Source organism: uncultured Escherichia sp., from assembly GCF_948475835.1.
GTDB lineage: Bacteria > Pseudomonadota > Gammaproteobacteria > Enterobacterales > Enterobacteriaceae > ECMA0423.
The window spans coordinates 1-17,534 of record NZ_CAOLGM010000031.1; the positions used below are offsets into that span (position 1 = coordinate 1).

The window sequence follows — 17,534 nt, forward strand, 5'->3', positions numbered from 1 at the left end:
GTCATATGCCTATGAATATGATGTAAAATATAATATATGTCATTTGAGAAAAAAGAGCAGAATGAGGTAAAAATCTTTGGCTGTGTATTCAGTCTGGTAATCATCCAAGGAAAGCTTATCAGAAGGGTGATGACTCCAATTAGTAGAACATATATTTTCGATAAAAGCACCGATGACTTTTTCATGAAGTTCTACAGAACGCGAGAAACAGATGGTTCTGCGGGCCAGACGTTTGATTCGGGTTCTCAGGGTCAGATTGTTACGCTCAATGTGCTGAGTAAAAATCTTACCAGTCAGATGCTTCTCCTTCGGTAACTCTCTAGCGTAACTACCCCATTCGTCAGTGGTCAACATGCCGATGGTAAAAGGGTAAGCAGCGCCCGCAATTCACGACAGGTTTCGTCAGTCCGGGGGCCAAAAGTGTAGGCCAGAACACCACCAGTTTTCGTGTTGTACACGTACCAGAGCCAGTGCTGTCGCGCTTTACTGCCGACAAAGCTCCATTGCTGACTAAGTTTGCAGATGAGTGCCACATCAGCATGAGCGACCGGGGATGACGTTATTCTTCGTGGCGAGAGTTTTTTAAAGTTCGGATGACTGTATTAATGCCGATTTTCAGCGTACGGGCAGTATCGCGAACCCCGGCACCGTTGAAAGTCATTTCAGCGATTTGGTCTTTAACTCCCGGTTTACGGGGCTCGTAACAGTAACTGAGCTGAAATACCCGGTGACAGTCACGGCCGCGGAATCGATCATGTCTTTTTGGGTTCTGCCCGTGACGGTAAACCTGAACGGACTGGCAACGGGGGCAATGAAGGTTAACTGTGACCATGAAACAACCTTAAAAGCGAGTATTATATCCTTAATTCAACTAATTGGAGGCATCACCGTTTACCGGAGCGACAGCTTGCGGAAAGGTCGTGCAACTACAAAGCAACAAACAGACTACGGCGGGAATTATTTTTTTCATCATCCATTACCACGAAAACAGCGGCCACTCTTTGGCAACCGTGGTGAGTTGTGGCGCGTCGAAAACGGCTTGTGGTGAAACTACCGTTTCCTCAAGCGGAATATTTTTACCGTAGCGTTCTTTGAGCTTCGCCTGGACCAGCGGGTTGCTGAGATCAAACTCTTTCAACTTCTGCTGTTCGCCCACGCGCATTCCCAGCGCGTTCTGGTAAACCTTCCACACCACTTCCGAACAGTACTGGCGATCGTCGCTCCATGAGAAGCTGAAATCATACGGTTTACCAAGATAACGTTTTGCCGTTTGCGCCAGTTTTTGCTGTTGTTCAACACTCAGTCCGCCTTCAACGCGGCGAACGACGTATTTGCCCTTTTCACCATGGGCAATCCACTGCTTGAGCGGGGTGTATTTCACCGGGCCGACCGCTTCAAAAACGTAGGGCTTTTTGTTACGCATCACCAGCATACCGGTGTGGCTGTAATCGGAATGGGTCGCCAGTTGGATCGCTTTACTTTGCGATGAGCGAGAGATCTGAAAGATGATGTCGCCAGTTTGCGGCTGCCAGGCAAAGGCAGGCACAGAAACCAGCAGGCTGAGGATCAGTAGCCTGATTTTCATCGTTAAACGTCCTTGTATGAAAAAAGCGGCTGGTTAACTCCGCGCCGCTCTTTTCCGCTTTAGTATTCCCACGTCTCCGGGTTAATCCCCATCTCACGCATGATCTCTTTTGCCGCTTCCGGGATTTCGTCGCTGCGCTCTTTACGCAGATCGGCATCATCCGGCAAAGGTTGCCCGGTAAAGGCATGCAGAAACGCTTCGCACAGCAGCTCGCTGTTGGTAGCGTGACGCAGGTTGTTCACCTGACGACGCGTGCGTTCATCGGTGAGGATTTTTAACACCTTAAGAGGAATGGAAACCGTAATCTTTTTGACTTGTTCACTCTTCTTGCCGTGCTCAGCGTATGGGCTGATATATTCGCCGCTCCATTCAGCCATGAGATACTTAATCCTCTTCGTCAATAAATTGAGACCAGACCACACAATTTATGTGGGTACTGACCGTAAACCCGCATAGTTTACCGTACAGGCGTTACCGTGACATCGGGTAATCCACCTGCTGGCGTGATAATGCATATAATTTTAACGGCTATTTGGGATTTGCTCAATCTATACGCAAAGAAGTTTAGATGTCCAGATGTATTGACGTCCATTAACACAATGTTTACTCTGGTGCCTGACATTTCACCGACAAAGCCCAGGGAACTTCATCACATGACGCGTAAACAGGCCACCATCGCAGTGCGTAGCGGGTTAAATGACGACGAACAGTATGGTTGCGTTGTCCCACCGATCCATCTTTCCAGCACATATAACTTTACCGGATTTAATGAACCGCGCGCGCATGATTACTCGCGTCGCGGCAACCCAACGCGCGATGTGGTTCAGCGTGCGCTGGCAGAACTGGAAGGCGGTGCTGGTGCAGTACTTACTAATACCGGCATGTCCGCGATTCACCTGGTAACGACCGTCTTTTTGAAACCTGGCGATCTGCTGGTTGCGCCGCACGACTGCTACGGCGGTAGCTATCGCCTGTTCGACAGCCTGGCGAAACGCGGTTGCTATCGCGTGTTGTTTGTTGATCAAGGCGATGAACAGGCATTACGGGCAGCGCTGGCAGAAAAACCCAAACTGGTACTGGTAGAAAGCCCAAGTAATCCATTGTTACGCGTCGTGGATATTGCGAAAATCTGCCATCTGGCAAGGGAAGTCGGGGCGGTGAGCGTGGTGGATAACACCTTCTTAAGCCCGGCATTACAAAATCCGCTGGCATTAGGTGCCGATCTGGTGTTGCATTCATGCACGAAATATCTGAACGGTCACTCAGACGTGGTGGCTGGCGTGGTGATTGCTAAAGATCCGGACGTTGTCACCGAACTGGCCTGGTGGGCAAACAATATTGGCGTGACGGGCGGCGCGTTTGACAGCTATCTGCTGCTACGCGGGTTGCGAACTCTGGTGCCGCGTATGGAGCTGGCGCAGCGCAACGCGCAGGCGATTGTGAAATATCTGCAAACCCAGCCGTTGGTGAAAAAACTGTATCACCCGTCGCTGCCGGAAAATCAGGGGCATGAAATTGCCGCGCGTCAGCAAAAAGGCTTTGGCGCAATGTTGAGTTTTGAACTGGATGGCGATGAGCAGACGCTGCGTCGTTTCCTGAGCGGGCTGTCGTTGTTTACGCTGGCGGAATCATTAGGGGGAGTGGAAAGTTTAATCTCTCACGCCGCAACCATGACACATGCAGGCATGGCACCAGAAGCGCGTGCTGCCGCCGGGATCTCCGAGACGCTGCTGCGTATCTCCACCGGTATTGAAGATGGCGAAGATTTAATTGCCGACCTGGAAAATGGCTTCCGGGCTGCAAACAAGGGGTAAAAATGAGTGTGATTGCGCAGGCAGGGGCGAAAGGTCGTCAGCTGCATAAATTTGGTGGCAGTAGTCTGGCTGATGTGAAGTGTTATTTGCGTGTCGCGGGCATTATGGCGGAGTACTCTCAGCCTGACGATATGATGGTGGTTTCCGCCGCCGGTAGCACCACTAACCAGTTGATTAACTGGTTGAAACTAAGCCAGACCGATCGTCTCTCTGCGCATCAGGTTCAACAAACGCTGCGTCGCTATCAGTGCGATCTGATTAGCGGTCTGCTACCCGCTGAAGAAGCCGATAGCCTCATTAGCGCTTTTGTCAGCGACCTTGAGCGCCTGGCGGCGCTGCTCGACAGCGGTATTAACGACGCAGTGTATGCGGAAGTGGTGGGGCACGGTGAAGTGTGGTCGGCACGCCTGATGTCTGCGGTACTTAATCAACAAGGGCTGCCAGCGGCCTGGCTTGATGCCCGCGAGTTTTTACGCGCTGAACGCGCCGCACAACCGCAGGTTGATGAAGGGCTTTCTTACCCGTTGCTGCAACAGCTGCTGGTGCAACATCCGGGCAAACGTCTGGTGGTGACCGGATTTATCAGCCGCAACAACGCCGGTGAAACGGTGCTGCTGGGGCGTAACGGTTCCGACTATTCCGCGACACAAATCGGTGCGCTGGCGGGTGTTTCTCGCGTAACCATCTGGAGCGACGTCGCCGGGGTATACAGTGCCGACCCGCGTAAAGTGAAAGATGCCTGCCTGCTGCCGTTGCTGCGTCTGGATGAGGCCAGCGAACTGGCGCGCCTGGCGGCTCCCGTTCTTCACGCCCGTACTTTACAGCCGGTTTCTGGCAGCGAAATCGACCTGCAACTGCGCTGTAGCTACACGCCGGATCAAGGTTCCACGCGCATTGAACGCGTGCTGGCCTCCGGTACTGGTGCGCGTATTGTCACCAGCCACGATGATGTCTGTTTGATTGAGTTTCAGGTGCCCGCCAGTCAGGATTTCAAACTGGCGCATAAAGAGATCGACCAAATCCTGAAACGCGCGCAGGTACGCCCGCTGGCGGTTGGCGTACATAACGATCGCCAGTTGCTGCAATTTTGCTACACCTCAGAAGTGGCCGACAGTGCGCTGAAAATCCTCGACGAAGCGGGATTACCTGGCGAACTGCGCCTGCGTCAGGGGCTGGCGCTGGTGGCGATGGTCGGTGCAGGCGTCACCCGTAACCCGCTGCATTGCCACCGCTTCTGGCAGCAACTGAAAGGCCAGCCGGTCGAATTTACCTGGCAGTCCGATGACGGCATCAGCCTGGTGGCAGTACTGCGCACCGGCCCGACCGAAAGCCTGATTCAGGGGCTGCATCAGTCCGTCTTCCGCGCAGAAAAACGCATCGGCCTGGTATTGTTCGGTAAGGGCAATATCGGTTCCCGTTGGCTGGAACTGTTCGCCCGTGAGCAGAGCACGCTTTCGGCACGTACCGGCTTTGAGTTTGTGCTGGCAGGTGTGGTGGACAGCCGCCGCAGCCTGTTGAGCTATGACGGGCTGGACGCCAGCCGCGCGTTAGCCTTCTTCAACGATGAAGCGGTTGAGCAGGATGAAGAGTCGTTGTTCCTGTGGATGCGCGCCCATCCGTATGATGATTTAGTGGTGCTGGACGTTACCGCCAGCCAGCAGCTTGCTGATCAGTATCTTGATTTCGCCAGCCACGGTTTCCACGTTATCAGCGCCAACAAACTGGCGGGAGCCAGCGACAGCAATAAATATCGCCAGATCCACGACGCCTTCGAAAAAACCGGGCGTCACTGGCTGTACAATGCCACCGTCGGTGCGGGCTTGCCGATCAACCACACCGTGCGCGATCTGATCGACAGCGGCGATACTATTTTGTCGATCAGCGGGATCTTCTCCGGCACGCTCTCCTGGCTGTTCCTGCAATTCGACGGTAGCGTGCCGTTTACCGAGCTGGTGGATCAGGCGTGGCAGCAGGGCTTAACCGAGCCTGATCCGCGTGACGACCTCTCCGGCAAAGACGTAATGCGCAAGCTGGTAATTCTGGCGCGTGAAGCGGGTTACAACATTGAACCGGACCAGGTACGTGTGGAATCGCTGGTGCCTGCTCATTGCGAAGGCGGCAGCATCGACCATTTCTTTGAAAATGGCGATGAACTTAACGAGCAGATGGTGCAACGGCTGGAAGCGGCCCGCGAAATGGGGCTGGTGCTGCGCTACGTGGCGCGTTTCGATGCCAACGGCAAAGCGCGTGTGGGCGTGGAGGCGGTGCGTGAAGACCATCCGCTGGCATCACTGCTGCCGTGCGATAACGTCTTTGCCATCGAAAGCCGCTGGTATCGCGACAACCCGCTGGTGATCCGTGGGCCTGGCGCGGGGCGCGACGTCACCGCCGGGGCGATTCAGTCGGATATCAACCGGCTGGCACAGTTGTTGTAATTTCAGAAATTTAATAATGCCCGGTACTCATGTTTTCGGGTTTATGGTTTCTAATGAAATATATTGAATTATCATAGGATTAGGCCGGATTAAGCGTTTACGACGAATCCGGCAAGAAGCAATAAGTACATGGTTAGTTTATATTTGCAGTCCGGTTTGCTTTGCATACCGGATTTTCTTTTTCTTACCATCCTGAAGTTTTTTCATCTTCCCTGATTTTTCCTCACCATCATTGGTCATTTTTCGGTTGACGCCCTTCGGCTTTTCCTTCATCTTTACATCTGGACGTCTAAACGGATAGATGTGCACAACACAACATATAACTACAAGCGATTGATGAGGTAAGGTATGAGCTTTTTTCACGCCAGCCAGCGGGATGCCCTGAATCAGAGCCTGGCAGAAGTCCAGGGGCAAATTAACGTTTCGTTCGAGTTTTTCCCGCCGCGTACCAGTGAAATGGAGCAGACCCTGTGGAACTCCATCGATCGCCTTAGCAGCCTGAAACCGAAGTTTGTATCGGTGACCTATGGCGCGAACTCCGGCGAGCGCGACCGTACGCACAGCATTATTAAAGGCATTAAAGATCGCACTGGTCTGGAAGCGGCACCGCATCTTACTTGCATTGATGCGACGCCCGACGAGCTGCGCACCATTGCACGCGACTACTGGAATAACGGTATTCGTCATATCGTGGCGCTGCGTGGCGATCTGCCGCCGGGAAGTGGTAAGCCGGAAATATATGCTTCTGACCTGGTGACGCTGTTAAAAGAAGTGGCAGATTTCGATATCTCCGTGGCGGCGTATCCGGAGGTTCACCCGGAAGCAAAAAGCGCTCAGGCGGATTTGCTTAATCTGAAACGCAAAGTCGATGCCGGAGCCAACCGCGCGATTACTCAGTTCTTCTTCGATGTCGAAAGCTACCTGCGTTTTCGTGACCGCTGTGTATCGGCGGGCATTGATGTGGAAATTATTCCGGGAATTTTGCCGGTATCTAACTTTAAACAGGCGAAGAAATTTGCCGATATGACCAACGTGCGTATTCCGGCGTGGATGGCGCAAATGTTCGACGGCCTGGATGATGATGCCGAAACCCGCAAACTGGTGGGCGCGAATATTGCCATGGATATGGTGAAGATTTTAAGCCGTGAAGGAGTGAAAGATTTCCACTTCTATACGCTTAACCGCGCTGAAATGAGTTACGCGATTTGCCATACGCTGGGTGTTCGACCTGGTTTATAAATAGTGTGGCTTTTGTGAAAATCACACAGCGATCACAAATTTTAAACAGAGCACAAAATGCTGCCTCGAAATGAGGGCGGGAAAATAAGGTTGTCAGCCTTGTTTTCTCCCTCATTACTTGAAGGATATGAAGCTAAAACCCTTTTTTATAAAGCATTTGTCCGAATTCGGACATAATCAAAAAAGCTTAATTACGATCAATTTGATCTACATCTCTTTAACCAACAATATGTAAGATCTCAACTATCGCATCCGTGGATTAATTCAATTATAACTTCTCTCTAACGCTGTGTATCGTAACGGTAACACTGTAGAGGGGAGCACATTGATGAGCACGTCAGACGATATTCATAACACGACAGCCACTGGCAAATGCCCGTTCCATCAGGGCGGTCACGACCAGAGCGCGGGGGCGGGCACAACCACTCGCGACTGGTGGCCAAATCAACTCCGTGTTGACCTGTTAAACCAACATTCTAATCGTTCTAACCCGCTGGGTGAGGACTTTGACTACCGCAAAGAATTCAGCAAATTAGATTACTACGGCCTGAAAAAAGATCTGAAAGCCCTGCTGACAGAATCTCAGCCGTGGTGGCCTGCCGACTGGGGCAGCTACGCCGGTCTGTTTATTCGTATGGCCTGGCACGGCGCGGGGACTTACCGTTCAATCGATGGACGCGGTGGCGCGGGTCGTGGTCAGCAACGTTTTGCACCGCTGAACTCCTGGCCGGATAACGTAAGCCTCGATAAAGCGCGTCGCCTGTTGTGGCCAATCAAACAGAAATATGGTCAGAAAATCTCCTGGGCCGACCTGTTTATCCTCGCGGGTAACGTGGCGCTAGAAAACTCCGGCTTCCGTACCTTCGGTTTTGGTGCCGGTCGTGAAGACGTCTGGGAACCGGATCTGGATGTTAACTGGGGTGATGAAAAAGCCTGGCTGACTCACCGTCATCCGGAAGCGCTGGCGAAAGCACCGCTGGGTGCAACCGAGATGGGTCTGATTTACGTTAACCCGGAAGGCCCGGATCACAGCGGCGAACCGCTTTCTGCGGCAGCAGCTATCCGCGCGACCTTCGGCAACATGGGCATGAACGACGAAGAAACCGTGGCGCTGATTGCGGGTGGTCATACGCTGGGTAAAACCCACGGTGCCGGTCCGACATCAAATGTAGGTCCTGATCCAGAAGCTGCACCGATTGAAGAACAAGGTTTAGGTTGGGCGAGCACTTACGGCAGCGGCGTTGGCGCAGATGCCATTACCTCTGGTCTGGAAGTAGTCTGGACCCAGACGCCGACCCAGTGGAGCAACTATTTCTTCGAGAACCTGTTCAAGTATGAGTGGGTACAGACCCGCAGCCCGGCTGGCGCAATCCAGTTCGAAGCGGTAGACGCACCGGAAATTATCCCGGATCCGTTTGATCCGTCGAAGAAACGTAAACCGACGATGCTGGTGACCGACCTGACGCTGCGTTTTGATCCTGAGTTCGAGAAGATCTCTCGTCGTTTCCTCAACGATCCGCAGGCGTTCAACGAAGCCTTTGCCCGTGCCTGGTTCAAACTGACGCACAGGGATATGGGGCCGAAATCTCGTTACATCGGACCGGAAGTACCGAAAGAAGATCTGATCTGGCAAGATCCGCTGCCGCAGCCGATCTACAACCCGACCGAGCAGGACATTATCGATCTGAAATTCGCGATTGCGGATTCTGGTCTGTCTGTTAGTGAGCTGGTATCGGTGGCCTGGGCTTCTGCTTCTACCTTCCGTGGTGGCGACAAACGCGGTGGTGCCAACGGTGCGCGTCTGGCATTAATGCCGCAGCGCGACTGGGATGTGAACGCCGCAGCCGTTCGTGCTCTGCCTGTTCTGGAGAAAATCCAGAAAGAGTCTGGTAAAGCCTCGCTGGCGGATATCATCGTGCTGGCTGGTGTGGTTGGTGTTGAGAAAGCCGCAAGCGCCGCAGGTTTGAGCATTCATGTACCGTTTGCGCCGGGCCGCGTTGATGCGCGTCAGGATCAGACTGACATTGAGATGTTCGAGCTGCTGGAGCCAATTGCTGACGGTTTCCGTAACTATCGCGCTCGTCTGGATGTTTCCACCACCGAGTCACTGCTGATCGACAAAGCACAGCAACTGACGCTGACCGCGCCGGAAATGACTGCGCTGGTGGGCGGGATGCGTGTACTGGGTGCCAACTTCGATGGCAGCAAAAACGGCGTCTTCACTGACCGCGTTGGCGTATTGAGCAATGACTTCTTCGTGAACTTGCTGGATATGCGTTACGAGTGGAAAGCGACTGACGAATCGAAAGAGCTGTTCGAAGGTCGTGACCGTGAAACCGGCGAAGTGAAATACACAGCCAGCCGTGCGGATCTGGTATTTGGTTCTAACTCTGTCCTGCGTGCGGTAGCGGAAGTTTACGCCAGCAGCGATGCCCACGAGAAGTTTGTTAAAGACTTCGTGGCGGCATGGGTGAAAGTGATGAACCTCGACCGTTTCGACCTGCTGTAATCTGACCTTCTTCAGCGACTGTCTTTCAGGCAGTCGCTGAAGTTTCTTTACCGGCGTATAGTGTCCACAGGAAAACTACACACTGGATCTCTCATGTCTGCCGCAGGAAAGAGCAACCCACTGGCAATCAGTGGCCTGGTTGTGCTCACACTTATCTGGAGTTATAGCTGGATTTTCATGAAGCAAGTCACCAGCTACATCGGTGCCTTCGACTTTACCGCCTTACGCTGCATTTTCGGCGCTCTCGTTTTATTCATCGTCCTTTTATTACGTGGTCGCGGAATGCGCCCGACACCGTTTAAATACACCTTAGCCATTGCCCTGTTACAAACCTGCGGGATGGTTGGCCTGGCGCAGTGGGCGCTGGTCAGCGGCGGAGCGGGGAAGGTGGCGATCCTAAGCTATACCATGCCGTTCTGGGTGGTGATTTTCGCCGCGTTGTTTCTCGGTGAACGCCTGCGACGTGGGCAATATTTCGCGATACTGATTGCCGCTTTCGGCTTATTTTTGGTGTTGCAGCCGTGGCAACTCGATTTCTCTTCAATGAAAAGTGCCATGCTGGCAATCCTCTCCGGCGTCAGTTGGGGGGCGAGCGCGATTGTTGCTAAACGCCTATACACCCGTCATCCGCGCGTGGATTTATTATCGTTAACATCCTGGCAGATGCTCTATGCGGCGCTGGTGATGAGTGTGGTCGCTTTACTGGTGCCGCAACGTGAAATTGACTGGCAGCCCACCGTGTTCTGGGCGCTGGCCTACAGTGCGATTCTGGCGACGGCGCTGGCGTGGAGCTTATGGTTGTTTGTATTGAAAAACTTGCCTGCCAGTATTGCCAGCTTAAGCACGCTGGCCGTTCCCGTTTGCGGCGTACTCTTTTCCTGGTGGCTGCTCGGTGAGAATCCGGGGGCCGTTGAAGGTAGCGGTATTGTGCTGATTGTGCTGGCACTGGCGCTGGTGAGCCGTAAGAAAAAAGAAGCTGTCAGTGTAAAAAGCATCTGAATTTTTTCTTCATGTGGGGCGATCGCTTATTTAACAAAATAACGATAATGCCCCACCATCCGCCAGCTAAACAGCACATCTTCTTCCTGCGCGCCTGCGCCAATGTTATGTATCACCAGCGGCGTACCGTCGCGGGCGAAGCCATCTGACACCACCCCAATATGTGCCAGTCCGTTATCCAGTCGCCAGGAGACAATATCGCCCGCTTGATAGTCACTGGGGTTCTTGCTGATGGGGCGTGTTTTATCGTGGCGGGTAAACCAGGTTTCCAGATTAGGCACCCGACGGTGATCGATGTTGCTGTCCGGGCGCTTTAACTGCCATTTTTGCGGGTACTCGGCAAAATTCTTCGCCATATCTTCGTGCACCAGTTTCTGCAAATCGACCTTCTGGCTGCGCAATGCACGGATCACCACATCGGAACATACCCCGCGTTCTTGCGGGACATCACCGCCAGGATAGGTAAGCTGCATATACGCCGGATCGTAAAATAGCGTGCTGCCGATTTGCTGTCTGGCACCGTCTGCGATGGCAAGGTTGGTATTGGCCTGGATTTGTACCACGGTTGGTGGAACGGCGGGAGATTTTAAGGAGTGGCTGGTAAATGCCGTTAGCAGGCTGAGCAGCGCCAGTGAAGCTTTCATCTGGTTCGTCCGTGAAAATAAGAGTCACAGATTCGACCTTCCGGGCTAACGATTGTTCTGTGGAGAAAATGTCCAGAAGCGGATAAAAAACTCCTGAACAACGTGGGAGTTTCAGATTACTGGCACAGAGTGCCGGATGCGGAGTGAACGCCTTATCCGGCCTACAAAAGCACGCATATTCAATATATTGCAGAGATTTCGTAGGCTTGATAAACGTAGCGCATCAGGCAATTTTGCGTTCAAACTCCCGGACAAGCCGGGAGTTTGGAGTAGGTTATTCCCACTCTTGCAGGAAACGCTGACCGTACTGGTCGGCTACCAGCAGAGCGGCGTAAACCTGATCTGGCGTCGCGCCGCCAGGCATGTTGTGAATGGTTTCACCTTCTGCACATGCCGCTTCTGCCACAATTCGCATTTTCGCCGGGACATCTTCTTTAATATCCAGTTGAGCGAGAGTTATTGGCAAACCTACCGCATGGCTAAGTGCAGCTACGGTTTCGATTTCCTCAACCGGTGCGTTTTCCAGAACCAGCTGCGTCAGCGTACCAAATGCCACTTTTTCACCGTGATAATAGTGATGCGCGTCCGGGATAGCGGTCAGGCCGTTATGCACCGCGTGAGCCGCCGCCAGCCCGCCGCTTTCAAAACCAACGCCGCTCAAATAGGTGTTCGCTTCAATCACGTGCTCCAGCGCCGGGGTTACTACATGCTGTTCGGCGGCAAGCATCGCTTTTTCGCCTTCTTCCAGCAGGGTGTTGTAGCACAGTTCAGCCAGTGCCAGCGCCGCCTGGGTGCACTTGCCGCCCGCCATGGTGGTCGCGCCGCTACGAGAGCAAGCACGCGCTTCAAACCAGGTTGCCAGCGCATCGCCGATACCCGCTGCTAACAGACGTGCAGGTGCGCCCGCGACGATTTTGGTGTCGACAATGACCATATTCGGGTTATTTGGCAACAGCAGATAGCGGTCAAACTCACCCTCATCGGTGTAGATAACAGACAATGCGCTGCACGGTGCATCGGTAGAGGCGATAGTCGGTGCGATCGCTACCGGAACACCCATGAAATGTGCCAGTGCTTTGGCAGTATCGAGGGTTTTTCCGCCACCGATACCGAGAATTGCGCCACACTGCGCAGTCTCCGCGATGCCACGCAGACGGTCGATCTCATTTTGCGAACATTCACCGCCAAACGGCGCAATTTCTACTACCAGTCCAGCATCTTTAAAGCTTTTCTCGACAGTGGATTGAGCAAAACCTAAAACAAATTTGTCACCCACCACTAACCAGCGTTCTGCCAGCGGCTTCAGGTATTCGCCCAGACGATTAATCACATCAGCGCCCTGGATGTATTTACCCGGTGATTGAATAATGCGGTCCATAATTGCTCCTTTAGAGATGAGTAGTGCCAAATGCGGCATTCCAGTCGTGTTCGAACTTCTCTATAGCTGACTCTACCGCAGGGGTGTTGAGCATTTGTTGCGCTACATCTAAGGGCAGGGTGATGGATTCACATCCTGCCAGTAAACAGTCCAGCGCCTGACGCGGCGTTTTAAAGCTGGCCGCCAGCACCATGCTTTCTGGTGCGTGCATTTCTAACAGCGCTTGCAGCTCCTGAACCGTACGAATGCCGTCCCCGCCCTGGGCATCTACGCGGTTAACATACGGAGCAACGTATTTTGCCCCTGCCAGCGCGGCCAGTAACCCTTGTGCAGCACTGTACACTGCGGTGCCAAGCGTAGTAATACCCTCTTTTTTCAGCATCTTAATGGCGGCCAGACCTTCGGAAGTCACCGGGATTTTCACCACAATGCCCGGAATGGCGTCGCGCAGGCGCTTCGCTTCTTCCACCATACCCTGCGCGTCACGACTCATAGTCTGAGCAAACAGAATGCCCTCATCACCAATCGCTTTTTGCAGACGCGGCAGAACTTCCCATATGGACTCCTTGCTGGCAGCGATAATGCTCGGGTTAGTTGTCACCCCGGCAATGGGGAATATGCGTGCCAGACGTTCGACTTCTGCGACGTTAGCGGTGTCCAGATACAGTTCCATGATGTTTCCTTTTACAGTTCCAGTTCATGTTGCAGCAGGCTGGCGATAGCGTCGGCAGAGGCGGCGTTAACCAGCGCGTTACGGAATTCTTCGTGCATGATGCGGCGAGCGAGGCGCGAGAAAATGCGCATGTGCTGATCGCCCGCAGCGTGTTTGTTCAGGGTTAACATAATGATGAATTGCGCTTCATCATCGCCCCAGCGCACCGGCGCTTGCAGACGCGCCACGCTGATGGTGGATTGCTCAATGTGTTCTGATTTGCTGTGTGGAATGGCAAAACTAAAGCCCAGACCGGTAGAGAAAACGGCCTCGCGCGCCCATAAGTCGGCTTCCAGTTTACGCGGATAGCGGCAGCGGCCCGCCAGCAGCAGGTTATCGGTCATGCCTTTGAGCACTTCTTCTTTGCTGCGCCAGTCACTTTCCAGCGTGATGCACTCGGCGGTGACCAGCGGTGCGTCCTGTTGGGTCATGCGGAATTGCGCCAGCAGGTGTTCCACTTCCAGCGAAGTACGGCAGGCCATTGCCTGGTTGAGCAACTTGCGGCACTCACGGCTATCAAGTTGCGCCATCCGCGCTTTCGCCGCCGGAATTGATGGTGCGCTCATGCTGAGTTCATCCAGCCCTAAGCCGACCAGCAACGGCAGCACGGAACCTTTCGCTCCCAGCTCACCGCACAGACCAATCCATTTGCCCTGGCGATGCACCGCTTGCACGGCGTAATCGAGCGCCCGCAAGAATGCCGGATTCAGGCTGTTGTAGTGACGAGTAACCTTAGCATTATCGCGATCCACCGCCAGCAGATATTGCGTCAGGTCATTACTACCAATACTAAAGAAATCAATCTCTTCGCAGCATTGATCGATGATGAACATCACCGACGGCACTTCCAGCATAATGCCGAGCTGGATCTTCTCATCAAACGGAATGTGTTCGTTACGCAGTTGCTGTTTGGCTTCCGCCAGTTTTTCTTTCACCCATAAGATCTCTTCCATTGAAGAGATCATCGGGATCATGATTTTCAGGCTGCCGTGAGCGGAGGCGCGCAGGATCGACCGTAGTTGTGTGGTGAACAGCGAGGCGTATTCTTCATAAATACGCACAGCGCGATAACCGAGGAACGGGTTAGCTTCTGCCGGAATGTTCAGATAATCAACGGGTTTGTCGCCGCCAATGTCCATAGTGCGCACAATAATGCTGCGTCCGTTGGCAGACTCCAGCGCCTGACAAAAAATGTTGTACAGCTCGCTTTCGCCCGGTGCACTGGTGCGATCCATATAGAGCATTTCAGTGCGGAACAAACCAACGCCTTCCGCACCATTGCCGAATGCGGCCTGCGCTTCCACGGAGTGAGCGATGTTAGCGGCAATTTCAATGCGGATACCGTCAGCGGTACGGGCTTGTTGGGTCAGCCAGACACGCTGTTGCTCACGCAGGGCATCCTGTACGCGGGCTTCTTGCTGATAATAACGGGCTACGGCTTCCCCTGGCTCAACCACAATCGCTCCGGCGTTGCCGTCGATATAAATCGTTTGATGTTGCCACGGGGTAAGGGCATCAATATCCACACCAACCAGCGTCGGAATGTTGAACGAACGGGCAAGGATCACCGTATGTGAGGTGGTGCCGCCGCTTTTGAGCAACAATCCTTTGAGGTGATTTTTATCCAGTTCGAGGAACTGGCTGGGGGTCAGTTCATCAGCCATACAAATGGCGGGCTGCGTCAGTTTGCCCGGTGCCGGGAAGCGTTGCTCACCGTAGATTTGCTGGAGTAACTGGAAGCAGACGTCGCGTACGTCCAGGGCACGTTCTTGCAGGTAGCTGCTGCTGGAACGGGCGAACTCTTCGCAAAAGTGATTCGCACTGGTGACAATCGCTTCGGCGCAGCTTAATCCGGCGCTGACGCCTGCCAGTAAATGTTCGCGCAGGGAAGTATCGCCAGCCAGGGATCGGTGCGCTTCCAGAATCGCGCTGGTGGCACCGTCGCTATCCAGCAGACGAAACTCAATGTTTTTCAGTACCAGCGTCAGGCCGTTTTCCAGTGCGGATTGCTCGGCGTCAACGCCTTTGGCTGCGGGAAGATTACCCAGCGCATTGAGATCTAAAGAAGAGATCGGCGTCAGAATGCCGCCTGCACTACCGCTGCACACGGTGCGGGCGCGGATAATTTGCGGATTCAGATTGGTCAGTGAAACCGGCAGTGGTTCCAGTTCGTCAGATTTAACTTCCGCCAGCGGCGCATCGCAGTGGGGGAATTCATCGCGCAGCCATTGGCTTAAACGCTGGTGCGCTTCCTGTTCGTCGGCCCCGGAAATCAGTAACTGGCAGTTATCGCCCGCCAGCGTATCGGTGCCAATCAGCGCAAGGGCGCTTTTGGCGTTGCCCTTGCGGTCAGTGCGCAGGTTATGCCACTCAATTTGTGATGAAAAAGTATTACACAGCGTTTCAACGTGGCTTGCCGGACGTGCATGTACGCCGTTAGGTAGCTCACAAATAAATTCCACAATCAGGGCCATTGCCTCTCTCCCGGTACGGTTTTCTGTTTACAGGATAAGAGCGCACGGCAACGGCCTGCCATGTGACAAATCTGCCAAAAGCTGGACAAATGTAATGTAACCGTCAATTTGCGACGCGTCTCACAAGACGCTGTTTTGCGGCATGCTTCCGGTTTATCGCAAGTTATGAGGCGGATCGCATTTTTGTACTGATATTACAAAAGTCCAGTAAATGGCCTTTTTATCCACTGTTTGCTCCGCCTGCGATTGCCTATTGTTTCCTCCATCAAAAATATGGACATGGGCTTTCGCAAGCCCGGGAGCAGCTTATGAATGAGTTGGTGCAGATCCTGAAAAATACCCGTCAGCATTTAATGACGGGCGTTTCACACATGATTCCCTTCGTGGTATCGGGCGGTATTTTGCTGGCGGTTTCCGTCATGTTGTATGGCAAAGGCGCAGTGCCGGATGCCGTAGCCGATCCAAATCTGAAAAAACTGTTTGATATCGGCGTTGCGGGCTTGACGCTGATGGTGCCTTTCCTCGCAGCGTACATCGGTTATTCCATTGCAGAGCGTTCTGCGCTGGCTCCGTGCGCTATCGGTGCCTGGGTTGGTAACAGCTTTGGTGCGGGCTTCTTTGGTGCACTGATCGCCGGGATTATCGGCGGCATCGTGGTGCATTACCTGAAGAAAATTCCGGTGCATAAAGTTCTGCGCTCGGTGATGCCTATCTTCATTATTCCTATCGTCGGCACACTGATTACCGCAGGCATCATGATGTGGGGCTTGGGCGAGCCTGTAGGGGCGTTGACCAACAGCCTGACTCAGTGGCTTCAGGGGATGCAGCAGGGCAGCATTGTTATGCTGGCGGTGATCATGGGTCTGATGCTGGCGTTCGATATGGGCGGTCCGGTTAACAAAGTGGCCTATGCCTTCATGCTGATTTGCGTTGCTCAGGGTGTTTATACCGTGGTGGCCATCGCTGCCGTGGGTATTTGTATCCCGCCGCTGGGGATGGGGCTGGCGACGCTGATTGGTCGTAAAAATTTCTCCGCAGAAGAGCGCGAAACCGGCAAAGCGGCACTGGTGATGGGCTGTGTTGGCGTTACTGAAGGGGCGATTCCTTTCGCCGCTGCCGATCCGCTGCGTGTCATTCCTTCCATCATGGTCGGTTCAGTTTGTGGTGCAGTAACTGCGGCGCTGGTCGGTGCGCAGTGCTATGCAGGCTGGGGTGGTCTGATTGTGCTGCCGGTGGTTGAAGGCAAGCTGGGTTATATCGCAGCAGTGGCTGTCGGAGCAGTGGTGACGGCTGTTTGTGTGAACGTGCTGAAAAGTCTGGCGCGTAAAAATGGGTCTTCGACTGATGAAAAAGAAGACGACCTGGATTTGGATTTTGAAATTAATTAATTGAGGAACGAGCCATGACGAAAATTATTGCAGTAACCGCATGTCCTTCAGGTGTTGCCCATACCTATATGGCAGCAGAGGCGCTGGAAAGTGCCGCGAAAGCGAAAGGCTGGGAAGTGAAAGTAGAAACCCAGGGGTCAATTGGTCTGGAAAATGAACTGACTGCGGAAGATGTGGCGAGCGCTGATATGGTGATTCTGACCAAAGATATCGGCATCAAGTTTGAAGAGCGTTTTGCTGGCAAGACCATCGTGCGCGTCAACATCAGCGATGCAGTAAAACGTGCTGACGCCATTATGAGCAAAATTGAAGCTCACCTGGCGCAAACCGCTTAAGTTCTTCTCCCGCTCGCAAGGG

14 protein-coding genes and 1 pseudogene are annotated in these 17,534 nt (G+C 53.4%); 7 read left to right on the forward strand and 8 right to left on the reverse strand.

Annotated features, from left to right (window positions below):
* Positions 1-156 precede the first annotated feature (156 nt).
* From QZF50_RS08435 to metJ, 3 genes and pseudogenes are all read right to left on the reverse strand, one after another.
* Positions 157-832 (reverse strand): annotated as a pseudogene (locus tag QZF50_RS08435) (IS1 family transposase); the annotation flags it as partial.
* A 144-nt stretch (positions 833-976) separates the two neighbouring features.
* Positions 977-1,585 (reverse strand): YiiX family permuted papain-like enzyme, encoded by a 609-nt coding sequence (locus tag QZF50_RS08440; RefSeq protein WP_000702307.1) that lies wholly within the window; start codon positions 1,583-1,585, stop codon positions 977-979.
* Between the two features lie 59 nt (positions 1,586-1,644).
* Complete coding sequence (metJ, locus tag QZF50_RS08445) at positions 1,645-1,962, reverse strand: met regulon transcriptional regulator MetJ (protein ID WP_000852812.1); 318 nt, start codon at positions 1,960-1,962, stop codon at positions 1,645-1,647.
* Between the two features lie 276 nt (positions 1,963-2,238).
* On the opposite strand from metJ, the gene metB reads away from it, so the two are divergent.
* A complete protein-coding gene (metB, locus tag QZF50_RS08450; RefSeq protein ID WP_001297633.1) occupies positions 2,239-3,399 on the forward strand; it encodes a cystathionine gamma-synthase in 1,161 nt (386 codons plus the stop codon).
* A gap of 2 nt (positions 3,400-3,401) precedes the next feature.
* Positions 3,402-5,834 carry a bifunctional aspartate kinase/homoserine dehydrogenase II gene (metL, locus tag QZF50_RS08455; RefSeq protein ID WP_000110772.1) on the forward strand — a complete coding sequence of 811 codons (2,433 nt, stop codon included), beginning with the start codon at positions 3,402-3,404 and terminating at the stop codon, positions 5,832-5,834.
* 138 nt (positions 5,835-5,972) lie between these two features.
* Here metL and QZF50_RS08460 read toward each other — a convergent pair whose 3' ends face one another.
* Complete coding sequence (locus tag QZF50_RS08460; protein WP_000660586.1) at positions 5,973-6,107, reverse strand: hypothetical protein; 135 nt, start codon at positions 6,105-6,107, stop codon at positions 5,973-5,975.
* Positions 6,108-6,182: 75 nt separating this feature from the next.
* Here QZF50_RS08460 and metF point away from each other — a divergent pair, with 75 nt between their 5' ends.
* From metF to yijE, 3 genes are all read left to right on the forward strand, one after another.
* Complete coding sequence (gene metF, locus QZF50_RS08465; RefSeq protein WP_000007520.1) at positions 6,183-7,073, forward strand: methylenetetrahydrofolate reductase; 891 nt, start codon at positions 6,183-6,185, stop codon at positions 7,071-7,073.
* Positions 7,074-7,401: 328 nt separating this feature from the next.
* Complete coding sequence (katG, locus tag QZF50_RS08470; protein WP_001297636.1) at positions 7,402-9,582, forward strand: catalase/peroxidase HPI; 2,181 nt, start codon at positions 7,402-7,404, stop codon at positions 9,580-9,582.
* Positions 9,583-9,675: 93 nt separating this feature from the next.
* On the forward strand, positions 9,676-10,581 hold the full coding sequence (gene yijE, locus QZF50_RS08475) for a cystine transporter YijE (RefSeq protein WP_001297632.1): 906 nt from the start codon (positions 9,676-9,678) through the stop codon (positions 10,579-10,581).
* Positions 10,582-10,607: 26 nt separating this feature from the next.
* Here the strand turns inward: yijE and QZF50_RS08480 are convergent, their stop codons facing one another.
* The 4 genes from QZF50_RS08480 to ptsP form a co-directional block, all read right to left on the reverse strand.
* Positions 10,608-11,225: a DUF1287 domain-containing protein gene (locus QZF50_RS08480; protein WP_000647882.1), complete on the reverse strand. Its 618-nt coding sequence runs from the start codon at positions 11,223-11,225 to the stop codon at positions 10,608-10,610.
* Positions 11,226-11,499: 274 nt separating this feature from the next.
* Entirely contained in the window at positions 11,500-12,603 is a 1,104-nt protein-coding gene (gene gldA, locus QZF50_RS08485) for a bifunctional L-1,2-propanediol dehydrogenase/glycerol dehydrogenase (RefSeq protein ID WP_000373998.1), read from the reverse strand.
* 10 nt (positions 12,604-12,613) lie between these two features.
* Positions 12,614-13,276 (reverse strand): fructose-6-phosphate aldolase, encoded by a 663-nt coding sequence (gene fsa, locus QZF50_RS08490; RefSeq protein WP_000424845.1) that lies wholly within the window; start codon positions 13,274-13,276, stop codon positions 12,614-12,616.
* Between the two features lie 11 nt (positions 13,277-13,287).
* Positions 13,288-15,789 (reverse strand): phosphoenolpyruvate--protein phosphotransferase, encoded by a 2,502-nt coding sequence (ptsP, locus tag QZF50_RS08495; RefSeq protein ID WP_001174083.1) that lies wholly within the window; start codon positions 15,787-15,789, stop codon positions 13,288-13,290.
* Between the two features lie 308 nt (positions 15,790-16,097).
* On the opposite strand from ptsP, the gene QZF50_RS08500 reads away from it, so the two are divergent.
* Both QZF50_RS08500 and QZF50_RS08505 read left to right on the forward strand, forming a co-directional pair.
* Positions 16,098-17,177, forward strand: coding sequence for a PTS fructose transporter subunit EIIC (locus QZF50_RS08500; RefSeq protein WP_001004446.1), 1,080 nt, complete (start codon positions 16,098-16,100; stop codon positions 17,175-17,177).
* Between the two features lie 14 nt (positions 17,178-17,191).
* Positions 17,192-17,512, forward strand: coding sequence for a PTS fructose-like transporter subunit IIB (locus QZF50_RS08505; RefSeq protein ID WP_000161265.1), 321 nt, complete (start codon positions 17,192-17,194; stop codon positions 17,510-17,512).
* The last annotated feature ends 22 nt before the right edge of the window (positions 17,513-17,534 follow it).

Excerpts from the sequence above, each read along its gene's own strand:
- QZF50_RS08440 (WP_000702307.1), bottom strand. The coding sequence starts at position 1,585 with ATGAAAATCAGGCTACTGATCCTCAGCCTGCTGGTTTCTGTGCCTGCC.
- metJ (WP_000852812.1), bottom strand. The coding sequence starts at position 1,962 with ATGGCTGAATGGAGCGGCGAATATATCAGCCCATACGCTGAGCACGGC.
- metB (WP_001297633.1), top strand. The coding sequence starts at position 2,239 with ATGACGCGTAAACAGGCCACCATCGCAGTGCGTAGCGGGTTAAATGAC.
- metL (WP_000110772.1), top strand. The coding sequence starts at position 3,402 with ATGAGTGTGATTGCGCAGGCAGGGGCGAAAGGTCGTCAGCTGCATAAA.
- QZF50_RS08460 (WP_000660586.1), bottom strand. The coding sequence starts at position 6,107 with ATGAAGGAAAAGCCGAAGGGCGTCAACCGAAAAATGACCAATGATGGT.
- metF (WP_000007520.1), top strand. The coding sequence starts at position 6,183 with ATGAGCTTTTTTCACGCCAGCCAGCGGGATGCCCTGAATCAGAGCCTG.
- katG (WP_001297636.1), top strand. The coding sequence starts at position 7,402 with ATGAGCACGTCAGACGATATTCATAACACGACAGCCACTGGCAAATGC.
- yijE (WP_001297632.1), top strand. The coding sequence starts at position 9,676 with ATGTCTGCCGCAGGAAAGAGCAACCCACTGGCAATCAGTGGCCTGGTT.
- QZF50_RS08480 (WP_000647882.1), bottom strand. The coding sequence starts at position 11,225 with ATGAAAGCTTCACTGGCGCTGCTCAGCCTGCTAACGGCATTTACCAGC.
- gldA (WP_000373998.1), bottom strand. The coding sequence starts at position 12,603 with ATGGACCGCATTATTCAATCACCGGGTAAATACATCCAGGGCGCTGAT.
- fsa (WP_000424845.1), bottom strand. The coding sequence starts at position 13,276 with ATGGAACTGTATCTGGACACCGCTAACGTCGCAGAAGTCGAACGTCTG.
- ptsP (WP_001174083.1), bottom strand. The coding sequence starts at position 15,789 with ATGGCCCTGATTGTGGAATTTATTTGTGAGCTACCTAACGGCGTACAT.
- QZF50_RS08500 (WP_001004446.1), top strand. The coding sequence starts at position 16,098 with ATGAATGAGTTGGTGCAGATCCTGAAAAATACCCGTCAGCATTTAATG.
- QZF50_RS08505 (WP_000161265.1), top strand. The coding sequence starts at position 17,192 with ATGACGAAAATTATTGCAGTAACCGCATGTCCTTCAGGTGTTGCCCAT.